An 18622-nucleotide genomic window follows, 5' to 3' on the forward strand; every position below is an offset into this window, starting at 1 on the left:
TACCTTCCCCAGTGTAAAATGATGAGTAGGCCTAAGATAGATTTCAATTTTTTGTTATTCCTTACGGTTGTTTTTCTATTTTGTATCAATCCGGTTTTTGGCCAGACTCCTAGTACTTTAATAGTTTTAAAACCTGAATATTTAAATATAACTCCCGGTGAATTTTATTTTAAAGAGGTAAGAAATAACCTAAAGTTTAAAGAAATCATAGGGAATATATACACAAGCCGCGAGGCATCGGAAACTGAATATATAGGCTTGCAGGGAGGGGTGGAAAGAGCTTTGTCGGATTATGTTTTTAAAAGTGTTCCGATTGATCGGTCTCTTAAGCCTGTGGTTTTGGAGGTGAATAAATGCCAAATAGCGGAAAAGAGGTTGAGTACTGGCTTGATAGATGGAGAAGTGAGTTTGAATTTTACTTTTAAATTTGAGAAGGAGGGTGAACTGGTTCATTTACTGGATTATAAAGGAGGGGCCAAATATAAAAGGGCCTCAAGTAATTATAAGGTAATTTCTTCAGCGCTCAAACAATCACTGGGAAGTTCTTTAAAGTATTTCAATGAATGGTTTAGCCAACGGGCTCTTAATGATATTCGATTGGCCAAGGGCGTAAGTTTGAGTTTTCGAGATTACGATATGGTGGAAATAGGAGATACTGTTTTTTATCAAAAAAATCATCCTTTGGTATGGGAGGACTTTAAAGCAAAACCACATGTTGGTAGTAAATATGCTGCTTCTATATTTTCTAGTTTTTCCTGGGAAGGAAATACAATTGTTAAGGACGGTGTAGTCGTTTTGGATTTGGTGACAAAGGTTTTTATGCTGAAATCATCTTCTTGGGTAAGGTCTAATAGTCGTGATGAATATGGGTTAAATCATGAGCAAAGGCATTTTGATATTACCAAGATCATTGTCGAACGATTCAAGGAAAAGGTCAATAGTATGGAGCTTAGTCCTGATAATTATGATGGTAAAATAGGTTATTTGTATTTAGAGACGTATAGAGAGATGAATAAGATGCAGGATGCATATGATGCCGAGACTGAACACGGAAAAAATAGAGCAGCCCAATCCATATGGAATGAATTGATCGATCAGGAACTGTCCAAGTATTCCTATTGAATTTTATGGGAAGAAGCTGTCCTGTTTAGGGGCATAGTCCGGTCCCCATATTTTTATATTGTCAAATCTTCCAATATCGTCAAAAGTTCCGAATCCAATATGACCATAGTCAAAGTGTAGGTCCTTGGCTATCATGATCGGATTTTCCATGTCATCAAAAAATATTTTTATTGACCCTGAGTCTATGTCTCTTTCGACTCGTACTTTATGCCATTTGTTGGTTTTGCCCCAATCTATTCCTTCATTTACCCATTGACCTATTGCTACTCGAGGTTCATCATTGACCAAGAATATATTATGGGCATGAGCGTCAGGTTTTGAAGCTATATGTGTGTAATAAAAATTGCTTGGGTTTTCCATGCCAAAGAAAAGGCAAAGATCTCGGTGTCCGTACTCTTTGCCTGTTTGTTGTAAATCTGCTTCTAGGATAAAGCTGCCAAATCTCATGTTTTTAAGGACGGCAATATTAAAAGGAGATCTGACTTTGGGTTTGTAATTACCTGCCTGATGAATTTCTAAGGTTTGGTTGGAGATTTTCCATGAAGCTTTGTCCGTTGTCTCAAATTCTTCAAGAGCTGCTTCTTTTGAGAAATCTTGTTGATAAAGTAATCTATAGGAGTTTGGTATACTTTGGCTAAAAGCCCCTGTTGAAAGTGTGAAAAATATGATGAAGAGTATGTGGAAGAATTTCCTTGTATTCATATTGGTCTAATTTGTTTTGGTCAATAGAGAAAAATTTTATGAAAAATAGAAAAAAAAGAGCCGATCTTCAAAATGTGGAATCGAGATCGGCCTTTTTTAATAAATAACCCTAACAAACCAGATAATCTTTATCTTGTTACTAATCTCTGAATAATAAATAAGATATGCAAATAAAACGAAAATAATTTTTTTTGAATTCTTTTAAATACTTTTTATGGTTTGATGATTTAGTTTGTTTTTTCAAATATTTCATAAGTTTTTCTTTCGTGATTTCTATTTGAATAAAGTGATTTGTATCTGGTATCAGGACTAAAGTACTTGACTTAAGAGGAAAGCTAGATCATTTAAGGGGGATCCTACTGGCGTATCGAAAGAGGATTTGTTTCTGATTTTTGTTTTTTATTGATTTGATGTTTTGTCTTAAAATTTTGTAAATGTTAAGAATATGAAAATATTAATATTTTCATTGAGGGTTTGTTTGTTAATGATTAGGTGTGGTAATCGTAAATACCTATGATATTGTTTGAATAATGAAACTAAATGAGTATTTTTCGAAAGTTTTTTTGAGGAAAAGCAATTATTTAATTTAATCTAGGATTGAAATATGAAAAAAACAGCACAACGCAGGTCCAGGATTTTGGAAGTTTTGGATGAGCATGGTCAGGTAAATGTGAGTGAACTCAGCAAGGACCTTGGTGTAAGTGAAGTTACTATAAGGAACGATTTGGCTAATCTGGAGCGCAATAAATTATTGGTAAGGGCACATGGAGGTGCTTTTAAGACTAATAATATGGCGCTTCCTGTTACAGAAAAGAAAAAGATCAATCTTGATCTTAAGAGAAAAATAGGGAAAAAAGCGGTTTCTTTAATAGAAGAGAACGATTCTATCATTTTGGATTCAGGTACAACAACTTTCGAAATTTCCAATAATCTAGGTAAGTTTGAAAGGTTGACAGTCATCAGTAATGCCCTGGATATTGTGAATAACCTGGCTAGTTATGATAATTTGGATGTGATGATGCCTGGAGGGTTTTTGAAAGAGTTTTCAATGTCTTTGGTTGGTCCAATGGCCGAAAGAAACCTAAAGCAATTACACTGTAATAAGCTTTTTCTTGGTGTTGATGGGTTTAAGTCAGATGTAGGGGTCTTTACCCATTATATGGAAGAGGCGTATCTTAATCAAATCATGATTGATATAGCAGAGGAAGTGATTGTGGTTTCAGATTCAACTAAGTTTAAGAAAATTGGTTTGGCGTTTATTGCTGGTTTCGATAAGGTGGACAAAGTGATTACTGACGATGCAATTGATCCTGATTTTGTAAAAATGTTAGAAAGAAATAATGTGGAGGTGGTCATTGCCAGTTGATTCACAGAGCAGAAATAAAAAAAGATCCCGAACTTAGTTCGGGATCTTTTTTTTATTTCAATTTTACTTTTACCAAAAGTGGCATGTGATCGGAATAATCTACATCTAAGACTTTTGCTTCGAGTACTTCCCAATTTGAATTTTTGGATAACCATACATAATCTATCCTGATCCTTGGATCATCAGTGGGGAAGGTGTGCTGCGGGCTTCCATATGCCTCTGCAGCATCTATAAAGTTTTCTGTCAGGGAAGCGTATGCTTTACTGTCAGGTTTAAAATTTAAGTCCCCAGCAAAAAGAAAAGGTCCATCAATATTTTCTTGGTTGTCAAGAATGGCGTTGGATTGTGCAATTCTATTATTCTCGTATTGGTGGCATAAGTGGGTTGCACCAAAAGTTAGTGCTACTCCATTGGGCATTTCAACGGATGCCAAAGCAATTGCCCTTCCTTCTCCTCCATCGGGAATGGGTAGGTCAAGTTTGCTCATTTTTGCTGGATATTTGCTAAGAAGACCTTCTCCGTATCCTCCTCCGCTGAAATCGATGGCTTTGGCGAAGAACCCATGCATGCCTGTTGCTTTTGCTAATTCAGCCGTCAGGTCTACTGCCTGGCCATTCCTGATAGAAGCAGTTCTTTGTGTAGCGCTATCAACTTCTTGCATGGCAACAAAGTCAGGGTCCAAATCTTTTATTAGCTGGGCGATTTCTTCCAAGTTACTTTTTCCATTTTCATAACTGTTTTCACCATGATATATATTGTAAGATAATACAGTGATTACGGTTTCCTTTGGCTTGCACTGGAAGCATACAAAACCAACTAATAGCAATAAAAATAATCTTGATATCTTTTTCATTAGAAAGAATGGGTTGAAAAAAGGCCGGGTATAGGTTCCGGCCTTAGGGTATTATTCAATGGTTACTTCGAATTGATTACTTTGACGACCTTCAGGGGTTACTATTAAATATTTTAATACTAAGTTGTCCTGACCTTCATTAGGTATAGGGGCTAAAATTGGGGCTCGGTACAGGTATGCTGTTTGATCTGCTTTGTGCCCGTCTACAGTGTAGTACACTTTAGCTCCCTTTACAAAAGGGGTAATGGTGATTTTGTGTCTTCCAGAGCTTTGGTCTTTGCTGATATTTACTTTTGCCTCAGGAATTCTATAGAATACATCTAGTTTTTCTAATTCGGCAAGTCTCGCTGGAAGTCTTTCTTGGGAGAATTCTTTATAGTTTTTCTCTTCTTTATTGCTCCAAGCTACCTCTGCTAAGGCCAAGGCTCTAGGGAACAAGTGGTATTCCATTTTGTTGTTAGTTGCAATATATTCTGTCCATAAATTGGCTTGAACACCTAATACATGTTTGTTTTCTTCAGCAGTTAGACTTTCAGGTCTTGGTGAATAGCTGTAGACTTTTTCTAAAGAAAGGAAGCCTCCAATTGCTAGTGGCTCTTGTTCTTTGTCTTCGGATTGGTAATGGTCAATGTACATGTGACTGTTAGGGGTCATGATTACATCATGGTTCATTTTGGCTGCAGCAATACCTCCTTTTTCGCCTCTCCAGCTCATTACGGTAGCATTAGGGGCAAGGCCTCCTTCAAGGATTTCATCCCATCCAATCAGTTTTCTGCCATTTTTGTTAAGAAACTTTTCGATTCTGGTGATGAAATAACTTTGCAATTCATGCTCATCTTCTAGTTTTTCTTTCTTGATAAGCTTTTGCGAAATAGCTGAGGTCTTCCAGTGGTCTTTTGGAGCTTCGTCACCGCCAATATGGATGTACTCGCTTGGGAATATTTCCATTACCTCTGTCAATACATCTTCAAGGAATTGGAATGTTTCATCTTTTACGCCGTATACATTATAGTGGACGCCCCAATAGCCAGGTACATTTGGGCTGAGGTCATTGTCATATGGTTCTCCATTTTCTTTCATAGCCATGACACTACCTGAAAGTGGTTTGTTGTCCTCTGGCTTGGAGTCCTCCATTTCAAAGCTTCCAAATTCAGGATAGGCTGCTAGTGCTGCTGAGCTGTGTCCAGGAAGTTCTATTTCAGGGATTACTGTAATCATTCTGTCAGCAGCGTATTTTACGATTTCCTTAGCTTCTTCTTGAGTGTAATAGCCGCCATGTTTTTCACCATCATAGATGAATGGTTGGAAGTCATAGTACTGTCCAATTATGGTAGAGTCTCTAAATGCAGCGATTTCTGTTAACTTAGGGTACTTTTTGATTTCCAGTCTCCATCCCTGGTCTTCGGTAAGGTGCCAATGCATCTTATTGAATTTGAAATAAGCCATCAAATCAATGATTTTTTTGATTTGGTCCACTGGGAAAAAGTGACGTCCTACGTCAAGCATAATTCCTCTATAGGCAAATTCTGGGTGGTCCTGGATGCTTACAGCTGGAATGGTTAAAAGTCCGGCATTTGGTTCGATTAACTGTAAGGTACTTTGAAGTCCGTAAAACAATCCTTTCTTTCCACCTGTAATTTTGATCTGTTTAGAGTCTGAATTCAGGGTATATGCTTCTGAAGCTTCAGCGTCTTCGTTTAGGATAAGTTCGATCGTGTTTCCCGGAAGGTCTAAAAGGGAAATGTTTAATTTTAATCCGTATTGTGCTTGAAGAAATTCGTTGAATAGTGTGGCTGAATTTCTGCTTTCATAATCTTTGGCGATGATGACAGTTTCTTCATTCAGAATAAACTGGCCAGGTTTGACCGTCATTTTAGCCGGTTTAGGTATTATGGATATGCTGCTTTCCTGTGCTTGCAGATTACCCATAAAAAGGAAGAGCAATAGTATTGCCCAGAATTGGTATTTCATAGTATTGATTATTTATTTTGGTAATTATTGATTTTACTCTTTCAGGTGCTGCTATGTGATATCTAGAATGAATTTGTTTAAATATTGAATTGTCAAGTTACTATTATCCGTCTGCATGGGGTGAAACCAAAGGATAAGTGGTGAAATGAATAATGCTTGTGAAAGATAATGAAAAAAAATCGAAGATTTATAAAAGGAAATTGATTTGCGTTACCAAGCTATACGCAGTGCGTAAATGGAGATTTTCATGGTTTTTTGTTGTTTTAATATTTGTGATACTATTAGGTTTTAGGGGTTTTGATATAGTTTAATAATTTTTCCAAACTGGGATTGGGATTTTCCTTATTCCATAAAGCGGTAATTTCTGCACGCTGGGAGATGTTTTTTAATTCAATGAATTTTACGGCAGCATTGGTGACATTCTGAAAGGAAGTGGGTAAAAAGGTGATCCCAAGTCCGTGTCCAACTAGGTTAAGAACAGTGTGTCCGTGAACGGTTTCGTGTGCTATTCGTGGTGAGAATCCACTGTCTTCGCAAATGCTAAGTTGGAGTCTATAATACAATTCCCCGTCTGATCTTGTAGGTAAAATGAATTCCTCCTTGGCCAGTTGATGAATACCTTCAAAATTATTTTCATTTAGGGGATGGTTTTCTGGGAGTACGAGTGCAAAAGACTCTCTAAATACGAGTCGGTGGTGAAAATGTGGTGAAGGTAAAGGGTTCCTTAAAAAGGCAATGTCCAATTCTCCATTTTGAATAGCTTCCAACTGGGTGGAAGAGGTCATTTCATTGAGGTAGGTTTGGATATAGGGATGAGCTTCATGAAGTTCGCTGAGCATGTCTGGAAGGAAAGTGTGGATGCAAGAGCCAACATAGCCAATTCTTATTTCTCCCTTTTCTCCTTCCTGTATCAATTTGGTATGGCTTTTTACCAACTCTAGTTGGTCAAGAATTGCTTTGGCTTCAGTTTTAAAGTATTTGCCAGCTTCAGTAAGCCTGACATTTCTTTTGTCTCTTTTGAGCAGTGCAATGCCTAATTCGTCTTCCAATAATTTTATTTGCTTTGAAAGTGCCGGTTGAACAATAAATAGCTTGTCAGCGGCACGATGAAAGTGTAATTCCTCTGCTAAAACCAAAAAATATCTAAGCTGACGTAATTCCATAATAATCACTTTTGGTTATTAAAAGGTGAATATAATACTATTTTTTATTATTAGTCTAATTGTGGAAATTTGTAATAGTAGAATATAAACCCTTTTAAAATCAAATACTTAAATGGTGGGAGTGGAACCTGTAAATATGCTTCATGAAATCAGTTCTGAGCAGATAAGTTTGGAGACAATTGCTGATGTAGTTACGAGTGGGAAAAAATTGTTCTTGTCCAAAGAGATGGAAAGGAAGATTCAGGAATGTAGGGCTTATTTGGATCTGAAGGTTTCTCAGGATGAAGAGGAACTTTTTTATGGTGTAAATACTGGTTTTGGCTATTTGCAGCAAGTAAGGATCGATCGTCAGGAGATAGAGCAGTTGCAGTACAATTTGCTTCAGTCTCATGCCTGTGGAGTGGGAGAGAAGGTGCCTAAGCATTTGGTGAAAATCATGCTGTTGACCAAAATCCAGTCCTTAGCCCAAGGGCATTCAGGAGTGCAGTTGGCGACTGTGCAACGTTTGGTGGATTTTTATAATCATGATGTTTTGCCAGTAGTGTATAATCAGGGTTCACTTGGAGCGTCAGGTGATTTGTCTCCACTTTCCCATTTGAGCTTGCCATTGATTGGTTTGGGAGAGGTTTATCACGAAGGAAAAATCAAAACAAGTAAAGAGGTGCTTGCTCAGTTTGGCTGGGAGCCAATTACCCTGAGGTCAAAGGAAGGGCTTTCTTTGATAAATGGGACCCAGTTTATGTTGAGTTATGGGGCCTTTGCAGTTTCTCGTGCTGAAGAATTATTTAAATGGGCTGACCTTATTTCAGTGATTTCCTTGGAGGCATTTAACGGAAATGTTCAGCCTTTTAATCATTTGATTCATGCAATTAGGCCTCATAAGGGGCAGTTGGAAACCGCAAAAGTCATCAGGGAATATTTGGAAGGAAGTGAGATTGCACAGGCAAAAGATAAGCAGGTGCAAGATCCTTATTCTTTCAGGTGTGTTCCTCAGGTGCATGGAGCATCAAAGGATAGCTTGGCATTTGTCAAGCACACTTTTAATGTGGAGGCTAATTCAGTTACGGATAACCCCAATATTTTTCCAGATGAGGATCAAATACTTTCGGGGGGCAATTTCCATGGCCAACCTTTGGCTTTAGGCTTTGATTACCTGTCGATTGCTATGGCTGAAATAGGGAGTATTTCTGAAAGGAGAACTTACCAATTGCTTTCAGGAGCAAGGGGCTTGCCGTTGTTCTTGGTCAATGATCCTGGTCTTCAGTCAGGTTTGATGATACCGCAGTATACCGCAGCAAGTGTCGTAAGTGAAAACAAACAATTATGTACTCCTTCGTCAGTTGATTCCATTGTTTCATCCAATGGGCAAGAAGACCATGTCAGTATGGGAGCCAATGGTGCTACCAAGTGTTTAAGGGTCTTAAATAATCTAGAGAAAATATTAGCTATTGAGTTGTTGACGGCAACCCAGGCTTTGGAATTTAGAAAACCGGTCAAGAGTTCTCCGATAGTTGAAAAGTTAATGGAGTTGTATAGGAAAGAGGTAAGCTTTAATACCCAGGATAGGGTGTTGGCTACTGATATTGAAAGCAGTATTCAGTTTATTAGGAGATGGAAGGTGGAGGAGATTAAATCACTTTAAAAATTGCGATGATGTCAAGTGTTATATCGAGATATTCCCAAGAGAAATATAAAACCCCAACAGGGGGAAAATTGAACTGTAAAGGTTGGGTCCAAGAGGCAGCTTTAAGGATGTTGTTAAATAATCTGGATCCTGAAGTGGCAGAGCGACCAGAAGATTTGATTGTCTATGGTGGAAGAGGAAAAGCAGCTAGGGATTTTGACGCCCTTGATAAGATAATCAAAGGACTAAAGGTTTTGGAGGAGGATGAGACTTTGCTGATTCAGTCAGGGAAGCCAGTAGCAATTGTTCCTACCCATTCCAATGCACCTAAAGTATTGATTTCTAATTCTCAATTGGTACCCAACTGGGCTACTTGGGAACATTTTGACAAGCTGGAAAAAGCTGGTTTGATGATGTACGGTCAAATGACAGCAGGTTCTTGGATATATATTGGATCCCAAGGAATTGTTCAGGGAACATTTGAAACTTATGCGGAACTGGCACGACAGCATTTTGGCGGAAGTCTCAAAGGCACTCTGAATGTAACGGCTGGCTTAGGAGGTATGGGAGGTGCGCAGCCTTTGGCCATCACCATGAATGAGGGTGTTTGTTTGGTGGCTGAAGCGGAAGAATGGCGTATCAAAAAGCGCCTGGAGACCAAGTACTTGGATTTGATGGTAAGGGATCTTGATGAGGCGATTGATACCGCTTTGGAAACCAAAAAAGAAAATAAAGCAGTTTCTATTGGAGTTCCAGTTAATGCAGTGAGTCTTTTAGAAAGGCTTATTGCTAGGGGAATTGTTCCTGATACTTTGACAGACCAAACTTCAGCCCATGATCCTTTGCTAGGTTACTATCCTCATTCAATTACGGTGGAGGAAGCGAATACATTGAGAGAAAAAGATGAAGAAAAATATATTGAGCTTGCTTATGACTCCATGTTTAGGCATGTTGAATTGATGCTGGATTTACAGGACAAGGGTGCGGTGACTTTTGATTATGGTAATAATCTGAGAGCTAGGGCCAAGGAAAAAGGTTTAGAGAATGCTTTTGATTTTCCTGGTTTTGTTCCTGCTTTTATACGTCCTCTTTTCTGTGAAGGGAAGGGGCCTTTTAGGTGGGCAGCATTATCTGGGGATCCAGAAGATATCAGAAAAACGGATGAGGTGATCCTTAAGCTGTTTCCGGAAAATGAATCATTAAAACGTTGGATTACCTTAGCTCAAGAAAAAATTTCCTTTCAGGGATTGCCTGCTAGAATTTGTTGGTTGGGCCAAGGGGAAAGAGAAAAGGCTGGCCTGGTATTTAACGAAATGGTTAAGAATGGAGAGCTTAAAGCTCCAATTGTCATAGGAAGGGATCATTTGGATACGGGTTCCGTGGCTTCTCCTAATAGAGAAACAGAAAGTATGATGGATGGTTCAGATGCAGTTGCGGACTGGCCAATTTTAAATGCCTTGATGAATACTGCCGGTGGTGCCAGCTGGGTTTCACTTCATCACGGAGGAGGGGTTGGAATGGGATATTCTATTCATGCAGGAATGGTGATTGTCGCGGATGGTACAGAAGCGGCTAATGGGCGATTGGCTAGGGTTTTGAGAAATGATCCGGGAATCGGTGTAATCCGTCATGCAGATGCTGGTTATGAAATAGCCAAGAATACAGCCAAAAAGCACGGTTTGGATTTAAATGAAAGAATTTAATGCTAATTACAAATATTAAAACCCTTTTTGGGGTCAGAGAGGAAACCAAATTTTTACGAGGCAAGGAAATGGCTAGCTTACCTGCCATTGATAATGCTTTCTTGCAAGTTGAAGAAGAGGAAATCATAAGATACGGCTCCATGGATCAGCTTGATTTGAGTGAATTTTCGGATCAGGAAAATATTGATGCTGCGGGTCAATTTGTGTTGCCAGCTTGGTGTGATTCTCATACGCATTTGGTATTTGCAGGAAGTAGGGAAAGTGAATTTGTCGATAAAATCAAAGGCTTAAGTTATGCTGAAATTGCGCAAAAGGGTGGGGGGATATTGAATTCTGCTGCCCTTCTGCGGGATACAGATGAAGAAGATTTGTTTCAGCAATCTTGGAGGAGGCTTGAAGCTGTAAGGGCTATGGGAACCGGGGCCATTGAGATAAAAAGTGGCTACGGATTAAGTGTAGAGGCAGAATTGAAAATGCTCAGGGTGGTGAAAAGGCTAAAAGAAACATCTCCTCTTCATATTAAGGCGACCTTTTTGGGAGCTCATGCCTATCCAATGGAGTATAAAGATGATCCTCAGGCTTATGTTGATTTAGTTTGCAACGAGATGTTGCCCAAAGTAGCTGAGGAAGACTTGGTCTCTTATGTGGATGTGTTTTTTGAAAAAGGTTTTTTTGATGCAAAAGCAACCAAGCAGGTAATGGATGCTGCTCAAAAGTACGGGCTTAAAGGGAAGTTGCATGCCAATCAGTTGAGTAATTCCGGCGGTGTGCAATTTGGCGTAGAAAATGGTTTGCTGTCTGTTGACCATCTAGAAACTATGGGTGAGGAGGAGATCAAGGCATTGTTGGGTAGTGAAACCATACCTACCTTATTGCCATCAGCGGCTTTTTTTCTAAGAATGGCATATCCTCCAGCCAGGGAGATGATAGATGCAGGGTTAGGAGTGGCTTTGGCTACTGATTATAATCCAGGCTCATCCCCAAGCGGAAATATACCCTTGTTGATTGCACTTTCTTGTATTCAGATGAAAATGACCCCTGAAGAAGCTATCAATGCCGTGACCATTAATGGTGCACATGCAATGGAGGTTCAGGAGGAATTGGGGAGTATTACTGTAGGTAAAAAGGCCAATTTAATATTTACTAAGCCTATGAATTCGTTGGCCTATTTACCTTATTCCTTTGGAGAGAATTTGATTGATAAAGTAATGGTTAAAGGACAGTTTTAATAAGCTTATGAATTATTTTAAGTTTTTTGATCGAAAAGATATTGATAAAAGAGTGGTAAAAAGGCCTGGGGAAACAAGGTTAGGTGAGTGTATTAAGCTTGGTTTTGAAGGTAAGTTGGGGGTGATCATTGGAATTCCTGAGTCTATTGGTGTACGAGCCAATTTAGGCAAGGGGGGGGCAGAAAGTCTCTGGCCTGCTTTTTTGAATAGTTTTTTGAATGTTCAGAGGCAGAGAAATCTACAAGGTGATGAGTTTTCCTTGCTGGGAGAATTTGATTTTTCCAGTTTGGTTCCTGAGGAAGGGGTTGGTATTGAGAAGTGGAGAAAAGCTGTTGAGCTAATTGATTCTGCTGTATTTGAGTTGATCAGGGAGGTTGTGCTTCAGGGAAAGTTACCAATAGTAATAGGTGGAGGACATAATAATTGCTATCCTATTATTAAGGGAGCAGCCAAAGGCTTAGGTACTGAAGGTGTAAATGTATTGAATTTAGATGCGCATGCTGATTTTAGAAAACTTGAAGGAAGGCACAGTGGGAATGGGTTTCGATACGCTTTTGAGGAAGGGTTTTTGGATAAATATGCGGTGGTTGGGTTGAGTGAGAATTATAATTCTCAGGAAATGCTAGCATTTATGCAAAGTCAGGATAGGGTTGATTTTGTTTTTTGGGAGGATATTTTTCTTAGGGGAAATATGAATTTTGAAGAGGCGGTCGATCGAGGTTTAGATTTTGTGGAGGGTAAGAAATTTGGGGTTGAGCTTGATTTGGATGTAGTGGGTAGGGTGTTGTCTAGTGCAATGGATCCTGTAGGTGTTTCGGGGATTCATGCGAGAAAATATGTTTTTCTCGTTGCTCAAAAGAGGTTAGAGAAGCTTGCTTATTTTCATATATGCGAGGGTGCGGTTAGGATGATAGATGGGAGAACAGACGAGGGGACGGCAAAGATGGTAAGTTATTTGGTGACGGATTTTATAAAGGAACTTGGGGCTTAACAATATTGTAAGTTCAATTCTAACTTAATTTTTACTTTTTCAGAGTATAAAAAAAGGCTGCAGATATTTCGGCAGCCTTTATCTATTTGGGTCGCTTATTCTTAAGAAACCAAATGTTTCTCAACGGGTACATATTCTAAGTCAAAAGCTTCAGCTACTGCCTTGTATACGATGTCTCCTTTGATGATATTTAGGCCTTTTGCCAATTCCTTGTTTTCTTGAGCAGCTTTTTGCCAGCCTTTTTCAGCTAACTGGATGGCATAGGGTAGGGTTGCATTTGTTAAGGCAACGGTACTTGTGTAAGGGACTGCTCCTGGCATGTTGGCTACACAGTAGTGTAAAACTTCATCAATGATATAGGTTGGATCCTCGTGTGTAGTTGGTTTGCAGGTTTCAATACATCCACCTTGGTCAACAGCCACGTCAACTAAAACAGTGCCTTTTTGCATGTCTTTAAGCATATCACGCGTGATAAGGTGTGGTGCTTTTGCTCCAGGTATAAGCACTGCTCCAATGATCAGATCAGCAGTTTTGATAAGTTCTCTGATATTAAATTCATTGGACATTCTGGTTTTTACATTGGCAGGCATCACGTCAGAAAGATAGCGCATTCTTGGAAGGGAAACGTCAAGGATAGTGACATCGGCTTTTAGTCCGGCAGCCATCCAAGCAGCCTGTGTTCCCACTATTCCTCCTCCTAGGATCAGTACTTTGGCAGGTAGTGTTCCTGGTACTCCCCCCATTAATATTCCTTTTCCACCCAAAGGTCTCTCCAGGTAATTGGCTCCCTTTTGGGTAGCCATTCTACCAGCAACTTCCGACATAGGTACTAAGAGAGGAAGTCCTCCTTCAGCTTTTTCTACTGTCTCGTAAGCCAAGCAAATGGATTTGCTTTTTGCCATTGCCTTGGTTAATGGTTCGTGTGAGGCAAAGTGGAAATAAGTAAATAATAATTGGTCTTCCCTGATTAGATCGTATTCAGGTTCAATTGGTTCCTTGACCTTTATGATCATTTCAGCAGTGGCGTATGTTTCTTCTATGCTCGGTAAGATTTTAGCGCCAGCTTGAATATACATTTCGTCAGGAAAGCCGCTACCTTCACCCGCGGTGTGTTGAATATAAACAGTATGACCTCTTTTTACGAGTTCTTGAGCTCCTGCAGGGGTAAGCGCTACCCTGTTCTCATTGTTTTTAATCTCTTTTGGAATCCCTATTATCATATTTGAAATGTTTGGGTGTGCTTTAATATTGGCAAATATAGTAAGGAGAAAGTAATTGGGTGTTAGATTCTTATAGTTTATTTGGGGTAGGTAATGAAATTAATTAAAAAACAGAATTATTATTTGTTAATAAATCAATATGTAAATATAATTCCAAAACAAGTGTTTTTTTATATTAATTATTTTGTTCGTTTTTTTAGATAAATTGATGTTTGTTTAATGATGTTGAGGGAGATTTTAAAATACGGTAATATTATTGCCTTTTTGTTATAATCGAAATATTGTTTTGTATAAATAATTTGTTAATGTTTTTTTAAAATTTTTGATGGGGTCAAAAGACTGATACTTATCAGGTATATTTGTTAAAACCCCAAAATTCTGTATTTTTGGAATACCTTGAAAAACCCAAAATTGCTTTTAATTATTAAATATGCTAGAAGTGGAGACTTTACCTAAAACAAAGGTTAATATCGGATTAGAAAAAGAACAGGTTTTATTTGACTATAGAATTGTCCAGGAGAGTCGTCAGGCTTCCTTAATGGGGAGAAAGGAGGTCTTTATGGGCAAGGCAAAATTTGGGATTTTTGGAGATGGAAAAGAGCTAGCCCAAGTGGTGATGGCGCATTATTTTAAGGATGGAGATTTTCGATCGGGATATTACCGCGATCAGACTTTTATGTTGGCGATCCAAGAGCTGAAAATTCAAGCTTATTTCGCTCAGTTGTATGCTCATGTAGATGTGGATGAAGAGCCTGCTTCAGGCGGAAGGTTGATGAATGGGCATTTTGCTACAAGGTCCTTAAATGATGATGGGACCTGGAAAGATCTGCGTAAAATGAAAAACTCTGCAGGGGATATTTCATCAACTGCGGCTCAAGTGCCTAAATTGGTAGGTTTAGGTTATGCAAGTAAGCTGTTTAAAGAAAACAAGGAGCTTCAAAAACTAGAAGAATTCAAAGGTCTTGGGAAAGAGGTTGCATGGGGGACGATTGGTAATGCATCGACTGCACAGGGTATGTTCTACGAAACTATCAATGCAGCAGGTGTTTTACAGATTCCTATGATCATGTCTGTTTGGGATGACGAGTATGGTATCTCAGTAACGAATAAATATCAAACTACAAAGGAGAGTATTTCGGAAGCTTTGGCCGGATTTCAGAGGGAAAAAGATAAGCCCGGTTTTGAAATTATAGTGGTTAAGGGCTGGGATTATGAAGCTTTGCATAAGGCATACCAAAAAGCAGAGCGTCTAGCGCGGGAGGAGTTTGTTCCATGTTTGGTGCATGTGGTGGAAATGACACAGCCCCAAGGACACTCGACTTCAGGTTCTCATGAAAGATATAAATCCAAAGAGCGATTGGAATGGGAGGCTCAGCATGACTGTAACCTCAAATTCAGGGAATATATCCTGGAAAATGAGCTTGCAACAGAAGAGGAGTTAGATGTAATCGATAGAGAGGCTGTGAAGTATGTGCGTGAGCAGAAGGATAAAGCTTGGAGGTCTTTTTCAGGGGGGATCAAAGAAGAGCTGAAGGAGGTTGTTGGCTTGCTTAAAAGTTCAGCTAAAGAAAGTTCTCAAGGAAAGGCTTTGTTATTGTTGGCTGAGGATTTGTCAAAAACACTGAATCCTATTCGGAAAGATGTGATTGGCGCTGTAAGGAGGGCCTTATTTCTTATGAGGTTTGATAGTTCTAGTTTGCGATCTGACCTTAAGTTATGGTATCAAGAACATCTTAAACTGAACCAAGAAAGATATAATAGTCATTTGTATAGTGAGTCAGCGGAAAGTAGTCTGAAAATTCCAGAGATAGCTGCTGAATACAATGAAGGCTCAGCTACAGTTGATGGAAGAGAGGTCCTACAGGCTTGCTTTGATCAAATGCTTAATAGAGATCCTAGGGTCTTTGCTATTGGAGAGGATGTGGGGAAAATAGGAGATGTTAACCAGGCTTTTGCTGGACTTCAGGCGAAGTATGGTGAGCTGCGTGTAACAGATACTGGAATTAGGGAAACTACCATTATTGGTCAGGGGATTGGTGCTGCCTTGAGAGGTTTGAGGCCAATCACTGAAATCCAGTATTTGGATTATTTTTACTATGCTTTGATGACATTGACCGATGATTTGGCTTGTTTGCATTATAGGACCAAAGGCGGGCAAAAAGCTCCTTTGATTGTTAGAACCAGAGGGCATCGCTTGGAAGGGGTATGGCATTCAGGTTCTCCTATGTCCGCGATTTTAGGTAGTCTCAGGGGGATGTTGGTTTGTGTTCCTCGAAATATGACACAGGCAGCTGGGATGTATAATACCTTGTTGAAAAGTGACGAGCCAGCTTTGATGATAGAATGTTTGAATGCCTATCGACAAAAGGAGAAAATGCCAACCAATGTTGGTGAATTTACTGTTCCTGTAGGTAAGCCTGAAATATTAAGAGAAGGTACAGATGTCACAATAGTTACCTATGGAGCAATGTGTAAAATCGTGTTAGAGGCAGCTGTCGAATTGGAAGAGTACGGGGTTTCTGTGGAGGTGATAGATGTTCAGACTTTATTGCCTTTTGATATCCATCATATAATTGCTGATTCTGTCAAAAAGACCAATAGGGTTATTTTTGCAGATGAAGATGTCCCTGGTGGAGCAACAGCTTATATGATGCAACAAGTATTAGAAGAACAAAATGCATATTTCTATTTGGATTCTGAGCCTGTGACTTTGCCAGCAAAAGCTCATAGGCCGGCCTATTCTACTGATGGGGATTATTTCTCTAAACCTAGTACTGATGATGTAGTAGAAATAGCTTATAAGATCATGAATGAGGTGGACCCGAAGAGTTATCCTCTTTGGTAAATCATTTGTGATTATAGATGAAATAAAAAAAGCTTCTATATAAGAATCTTTTTTTATTTCATTATTTGATTGAGTGTAAAGTCCGGGGTCGAAATCATATTACTTTTGTTCAATGCACGATCCTGAATTTGAATGTCTAGCCGGATGGTGTCATTTCTGAAAATAGATCTCCAGCCAAGAGATTGCATGGAATATTTTATAGTCCCTTCAATGGCTCTCGGATTATCGGAAGAAAGTATCAATGGAAACCTTCCATTAAAGGTGGTGTAGTAGGGAGGATCAGACCATTTGAATTCCTGATATTCATCATTTCTTTTGATAAAAAATTGTACAAAAATATTGTTGAAGTTAGGGTTTTGTTCAACCCATACGGTATCTTTAATTTCTACATTGTCCACAACGGGGTCTACCGCCCAATCTATTGGGTTGTAATCAGGAGCACTGGAAGGACGATTGGAGTAGGTGATTAAATTTCCTTGGTTGTCTCTTAGGAATTCCAAAGGGTGAAAGGGAGGATTGATGTCCCTGGCGTCTAAACCTAAATCACCTTCAGCATCTTTAAATTTTAATGCTATGATTAAAGAGTCAGCTCCACCGTCTGTTTCTATATAAGATATATCTGAAAAGTTGATTTCAGGAACTGTGGGGAAATTATCAGGAGGAGATACACAGGCTCCCAATAAAAAAGTTAATACCAAGACATATATATAGCCCTTTGCTTTCATATTTGCTTGTAATCGTTAATTAAATATACCTAATCTTAAATTTGCTTAAATTTGTCCACTATAGATAATAAAACGATGAATTATTTCAAAAGTTTTTCAGAGCAATTAGAAAGATTGGATGCTGCTAACTTTGATGAATTGGCTTTAAGTTTGTTTGGGTTTCAGGCAAAGGAAAATTCAGTATACAAAGCTTATTTGGATGCGAGAGGGGTGAAGCCTGAAAATGTCAAAAGTTTGAGAGAAATTCCATTTTTACCAATCGGTTTTTTTAAGTCTCACCAAGTAGTTTGTGGCAATCCTGTTATTTACAATGACTTTTACTCAAGTAGCGGGACTACAGGGCAAATAACCAGCAGGCATTATATATGGTCTAGTGACTTTTATTTATATCATGCGCAAACACTTTTTGAGTCTTTTTATGGGGCGTTAAATGATTTTCATGTGTTGGCGTTATTACCTGCTTACTTAGAGCGGAAGGGGAGTTCTTTAGTGGCCATGGCCGATCATTTTATTAAAAAATCCAATTCAGGACAATCTGGATTTTATTTGTATAATTATCAAGAACTCATTGATAAGCTTAGAAGTTTAAAGGCTGCAAATGACGGTAAAAAGGTATTACTTCTGGGAGTTACTTTTGCTTTATTGGATTTGGCTGAGCAGTATGCGGAGAGATTTCCTCAAATGGACAATTTGATCGTGATGGAAACAGGAGGGATGAAAGGCCGGAGAAAAGAGATGATTCGTGAAGAGGTGCATGACCTATACAAGAAAGCCTTCAAGGTTGATGCTATTCATTCTGAATACGGGATGACAGAACTGATGTCTCAGGCGTATTCAAAAGGAGAAGGGAAATATGTCCTTCCGCCATCCATGAAGGTTTTCCTCAGAGATGTTAATGATCCTTTATCTTGGAGTGCAAAGCAGCAGGGCGGGGTTAATATTATAGATTTGGCCAATTTTCATTCCTGTGCTTTTATCGAGACTCAAGATTTAGGGAGATATAGTGGAGAGGGGATGTTGGAAATCCTAGGCCGATTTGATAATAGTGAGGTGAGAGGCTGTAATTTAATGGTCAATTAATTTTGTATTCCTTACATAAATCATAATA

At 38.9% G+C, this 18622-nt stretch carries 14 protein-coding genes; 8 read left to right on the forward strand and 6 right to left on the reverse strand.

Translation table 11 applies throughout. From position 1 onward, the window contains the following. Window positions 1-18: 18 nt before the first annotated feature. Complete coding sequence (locus H7U17_RS02880; protein WP_186754608.1) at window positions 19-1122, forward strand: hypothetical protein; 1104 nt, start codon at window positions 19-21, stop codon at window positions 1120-1122. 3 nt (window positions 1123-1125) lie between these two features. Here the strand turns inward: H7U17_RS02880 and H7U17_RS02885 are convergent, their stop codons facing one another. Next, window positions 1126-1824: a hypothetical protein gene (locus H7U17_RS02885; protein ID WP_186754610.1), complete on the reverse strand. Its 699-nt coding sequence runs from the start codon at window positions 1822-1824 to the stop codon at window positions 1126-1128. Between the two features lie 604 nt (window positions 1825-2428). On the opposite strand from H7U17_RS02885, the gene agaR reads away from it, so the two are divergent. After that, on the forward strand, window positions 2429-3190 hold the full coding sequence (gene agaR, locus H7U17_RS02890) for a transcriptional repressor AgaR (RefSeq protein ID WP_186754612.1): 762 nt from the start codon (window positions 2429-2431) through the stop codon (window positions 3188-3190). 52 nt (window positions 3191-3242) lie between these two features. Here agaR and H7U17_RS02895 read toward each other — a convergent pair whose 3' ends face one another. The 3 genes from H7U17_RS02895 to H7U17_RS02905 form a co-directional block, all read right to left on the reverse strand. Beyond that, entirely contained in the window at window positions 3243-4043 is an 801-nt protein-coding gene (locus H7U17_RS02895) for an endonuclease/exonuclease/phosphatase family protein (RefSeq protein ID WP_186754620.1), read from the reverse strand. A 51-nt stretch (window positions 4044-4094) separates the two neighbouring features. Continuing rightward, window positions 4095-6014 (reverse strand): beta-N-acetylhexosaminidase, encoded by a 1920-nt coding sequence (locus H7U17_RS02900; RefSeq protein WP_186754627.1) that lies wholly within the window; start codon window positions 6012-6014, stop codon window positions 4095-4097. Window positions 6015-6295: 281 nt separating this feature from the next. Continuing rightward, window positions 6296-7177: a LysR substrate-binding domain-containing protein gene (locus H7U17_RS02905; protein WP_186754629.1), complete on the reverse strand. Its 882-nt coding sequence runs from the start codon at window positions 7175-7177 to the stop codon at window positions 6296-6298. Window positions 7178-7289: 112 nt separating this feature from the next. Here H7U17_RS02905 and hutH point away from each other — a divergent pair, with 112 nt between their 5' ends. Genes hutH through H7U17_RS02925 form a run of 4 tightly spaced genes read left to right on the forward strand, consistent with a single transcriptional unit; the run spans window position 7290 to window position 12724 of the window. After that, entirely contained in the window at window positions 7290-8819 is a 1530-nt protein-coding gene (gene hutH / locus H7U17_RS02910; protein WP_230981238.1) for a histidine ammonia-lyase, read from the forward strand. 11 nt (window positions 8820-8830) lie between these two features. Beyond that, window positions 8831-10504 (forward strand): urocanate hydratase, encoded by a 1674-nt coding sequence (gene hutU / locus H7U17_RS02915; protein ID WP_222439128.1) that lies wholly within the window; start codon window positions 8831-8833, stop codon window positions 10502-10504. Further along, entirely contained in the window at window positions 10504-11733 is a 1230-nt protein-coding gene (gene hutI, locus H7U17_RS02920; RefSeq protein ID WP_186754633.1) for an imidazolonepropionase, read from the forward strand. The genes hutU and hutI overlap by 1 nt, the downstream gene beginning before the upstream one ends. Window positions 11734-11740: 7 nt before the next feature. After that, window positions 11741-12724 carry a formimidoylglutamase gene (locus H7U17_RS02925; protein WP_186754635.1) on the forward strand — a complete coding sequence of 328 codons (984 nt, stop codon included), beginning with the start codon at window positions 11741-11743 and terminating at the stop codon, window positions 12722-12724. A 101-nt stretch (window positions 12725-12825) separates the two neighbouring features. Here the strand turns inward: H7U17_RS02925 and ald are convergent, their stop codons facing one another. Further along, window positions 12826-13944, reverse strand: coding sequence for an alanine dehydrogenase (gene ald / locus H7U17_RS02930; protein WP_186754637.1), 1119 nt, complete (start codon window positions 13942-13944; stop codon window positions 12826-12828). Between the two features lie 430 nt (window positions 13945-14374). Between ald and H7U17_RS02935 the strand changes: the two genes are divergently transcribed. Beyond that, complete coding sequence (locus tag H7U17_RS02935; protein WP_186754640.1) at window positions 14375-16789, forward strand: alpha-ketoacid dehydrogenase subunit alpha/beta; 2415 nt, start codon at window positions 14375-14377, stop codon at window positions 16787-16789. Window positions 16790-16842: 53 nt separating this feature from the next. Here the strand turns inward: H7U17_RS02935 and H7U17_RS02940 are convergent, their stop codons facing one another. Then, on the reverse strand, window positions 16843-17514 hold the full coding sequence (locus tag H7U17_RS02940) for a hypothetical protein (RefSeq protein WP_186754641.1): 672 nt from the start codon (window positions 17512-17514) through the stop codon (window positions 16843-16845). A gap of 75 nt (window positions 17515-17589) precedes the next feature. On the opposite strand from H7U17_RS02940, the gene H7U17_RS02945 reads away from it, so the two are divergent. Then, window positions 17590-18594 carry an acyl transferase gene (locus H7U17_RS02945; RefSeq protein ID WP_186754643.1) on the forward strand — a complete coding sequence of 335 codons (1005 nt, stop codon included), beginning with the start codon at window positions 17590-17592 and terminating at the stop codon, window positions 18592-18594. Window positions 18595-18622: the final 28 nt, after the last annotated feature.

This window comes from Echinicola salinicaeni (assembly GCF_014280965.1).
Classification (GTDB): Bacteria; Bacteroidota; Bacteroidia; order Cytophagales; family Cyclobacteriaceae; genus Echinicola; species Echinicola salinicaeni.

What these genes read in the sequence shown, in the direction of transcription:
- H7U17_RS02880 (WP_186754608.1), top strand. Translation starts at nt 19, where the DNA reads ATGATGAGTAGGCCTAAGATAGATTTCAATTTTTTGTTATTCCTTACG.
- H7U17_RS02885 (WP_186754610.1), bottom strand. Translation starts at nt 1,824, where the DNA reads ATGAATACAAGGAAATTCTTCCACATACTCTTCATCATATTTTTCACA.
- agaR (WP_186754612.1), top strand. Translation starts at nt 2,429, where the DNA reads ATGAAAAAAACAGCACAACGCAGGTCCAGGATTTTGGAAGTTTTGGAT.
- H7U17_RS02895 (WP_186754620.1), bottom strand. Translation starts at nt 4,043, where the DNA reads ATGAAAAAGATATCAAGATTATTTTTATTGCTATTAGTTGGTTTTGTA.
- H7U17_RS02900 (WP_186754627.1), bottom strand. Translation starts at nt 6,014, where the DNA reads ATGAAATACCAATTCTGGGCAATACTATTGCTCTTCCTTTTTATGGGT.
- H7U17_RS02905 (WP_186754629.1), bottom strand. Translation starts at nt 7,177, where the DNA reads ATGGAATTACGTCAGCTTAGATATTTTTTGGTTTTAGCAGAGGAATTA.
- hutH (WP_230981238.1), top strand. Translation starts at nt 7,290, where the DNA reads ATGGTGGGAGTGGAACCTGTAAATATGCTTCATGAAATCAGTTCTGAG.
- hutU (WP_222439128.1), top strand. Translation starts at nt 8,831, where the DNA reads ATGTCAAGTGTTATATCGAGATATTCCCAAGAGAAATATAAAACCCCA.
- hutI (WP_186754633.1), top strand. Translation starts at nt 10,504, where the DNA reads ATGCTAATTACAAATATTAAAACCCTTTTTGGGGTCAGAGAGGAAACC.
- H7U17_RS02925 (WP_186754635.1), top strand. Translation starts at nt 11,741, where the DNA reads ATGAATTATTTTAAGTTTTTTGATCGAAAAGATATTGATAAAAGAGTG.
- ald (WP_186754637.1), bottom strand. Translation starts at nt 13,944, where the DNA reads ATGATAATAGGGATTCCAAAAGAGATTAAAAACAATGAGAACAGGGTA.
- H7U17_RS02935 (WP_186754640.1), top strand. Translation starts at nt 14,375, where the DNA reads ATGCTAGAAGTGGAGACTTTACCTAAAACAAAGGTTAATATCGGATTA.
- H7U17_RS02940 (WP_186754641.1), bottom strand. Translation starts at nt 17,514, where the DNA reads ATGAAAGCAAAGGGCTATATATATGTCTTGGTATTAACTTTTTTATTG.
- H7U17_RS02945 (WP_186754643.1), top strand. Translation starts at nt 17,590, where the DNA reads ATGAATTATTTCAAAAGTTTTTCAGAGCAATTAGAAAGATTGGATGCT.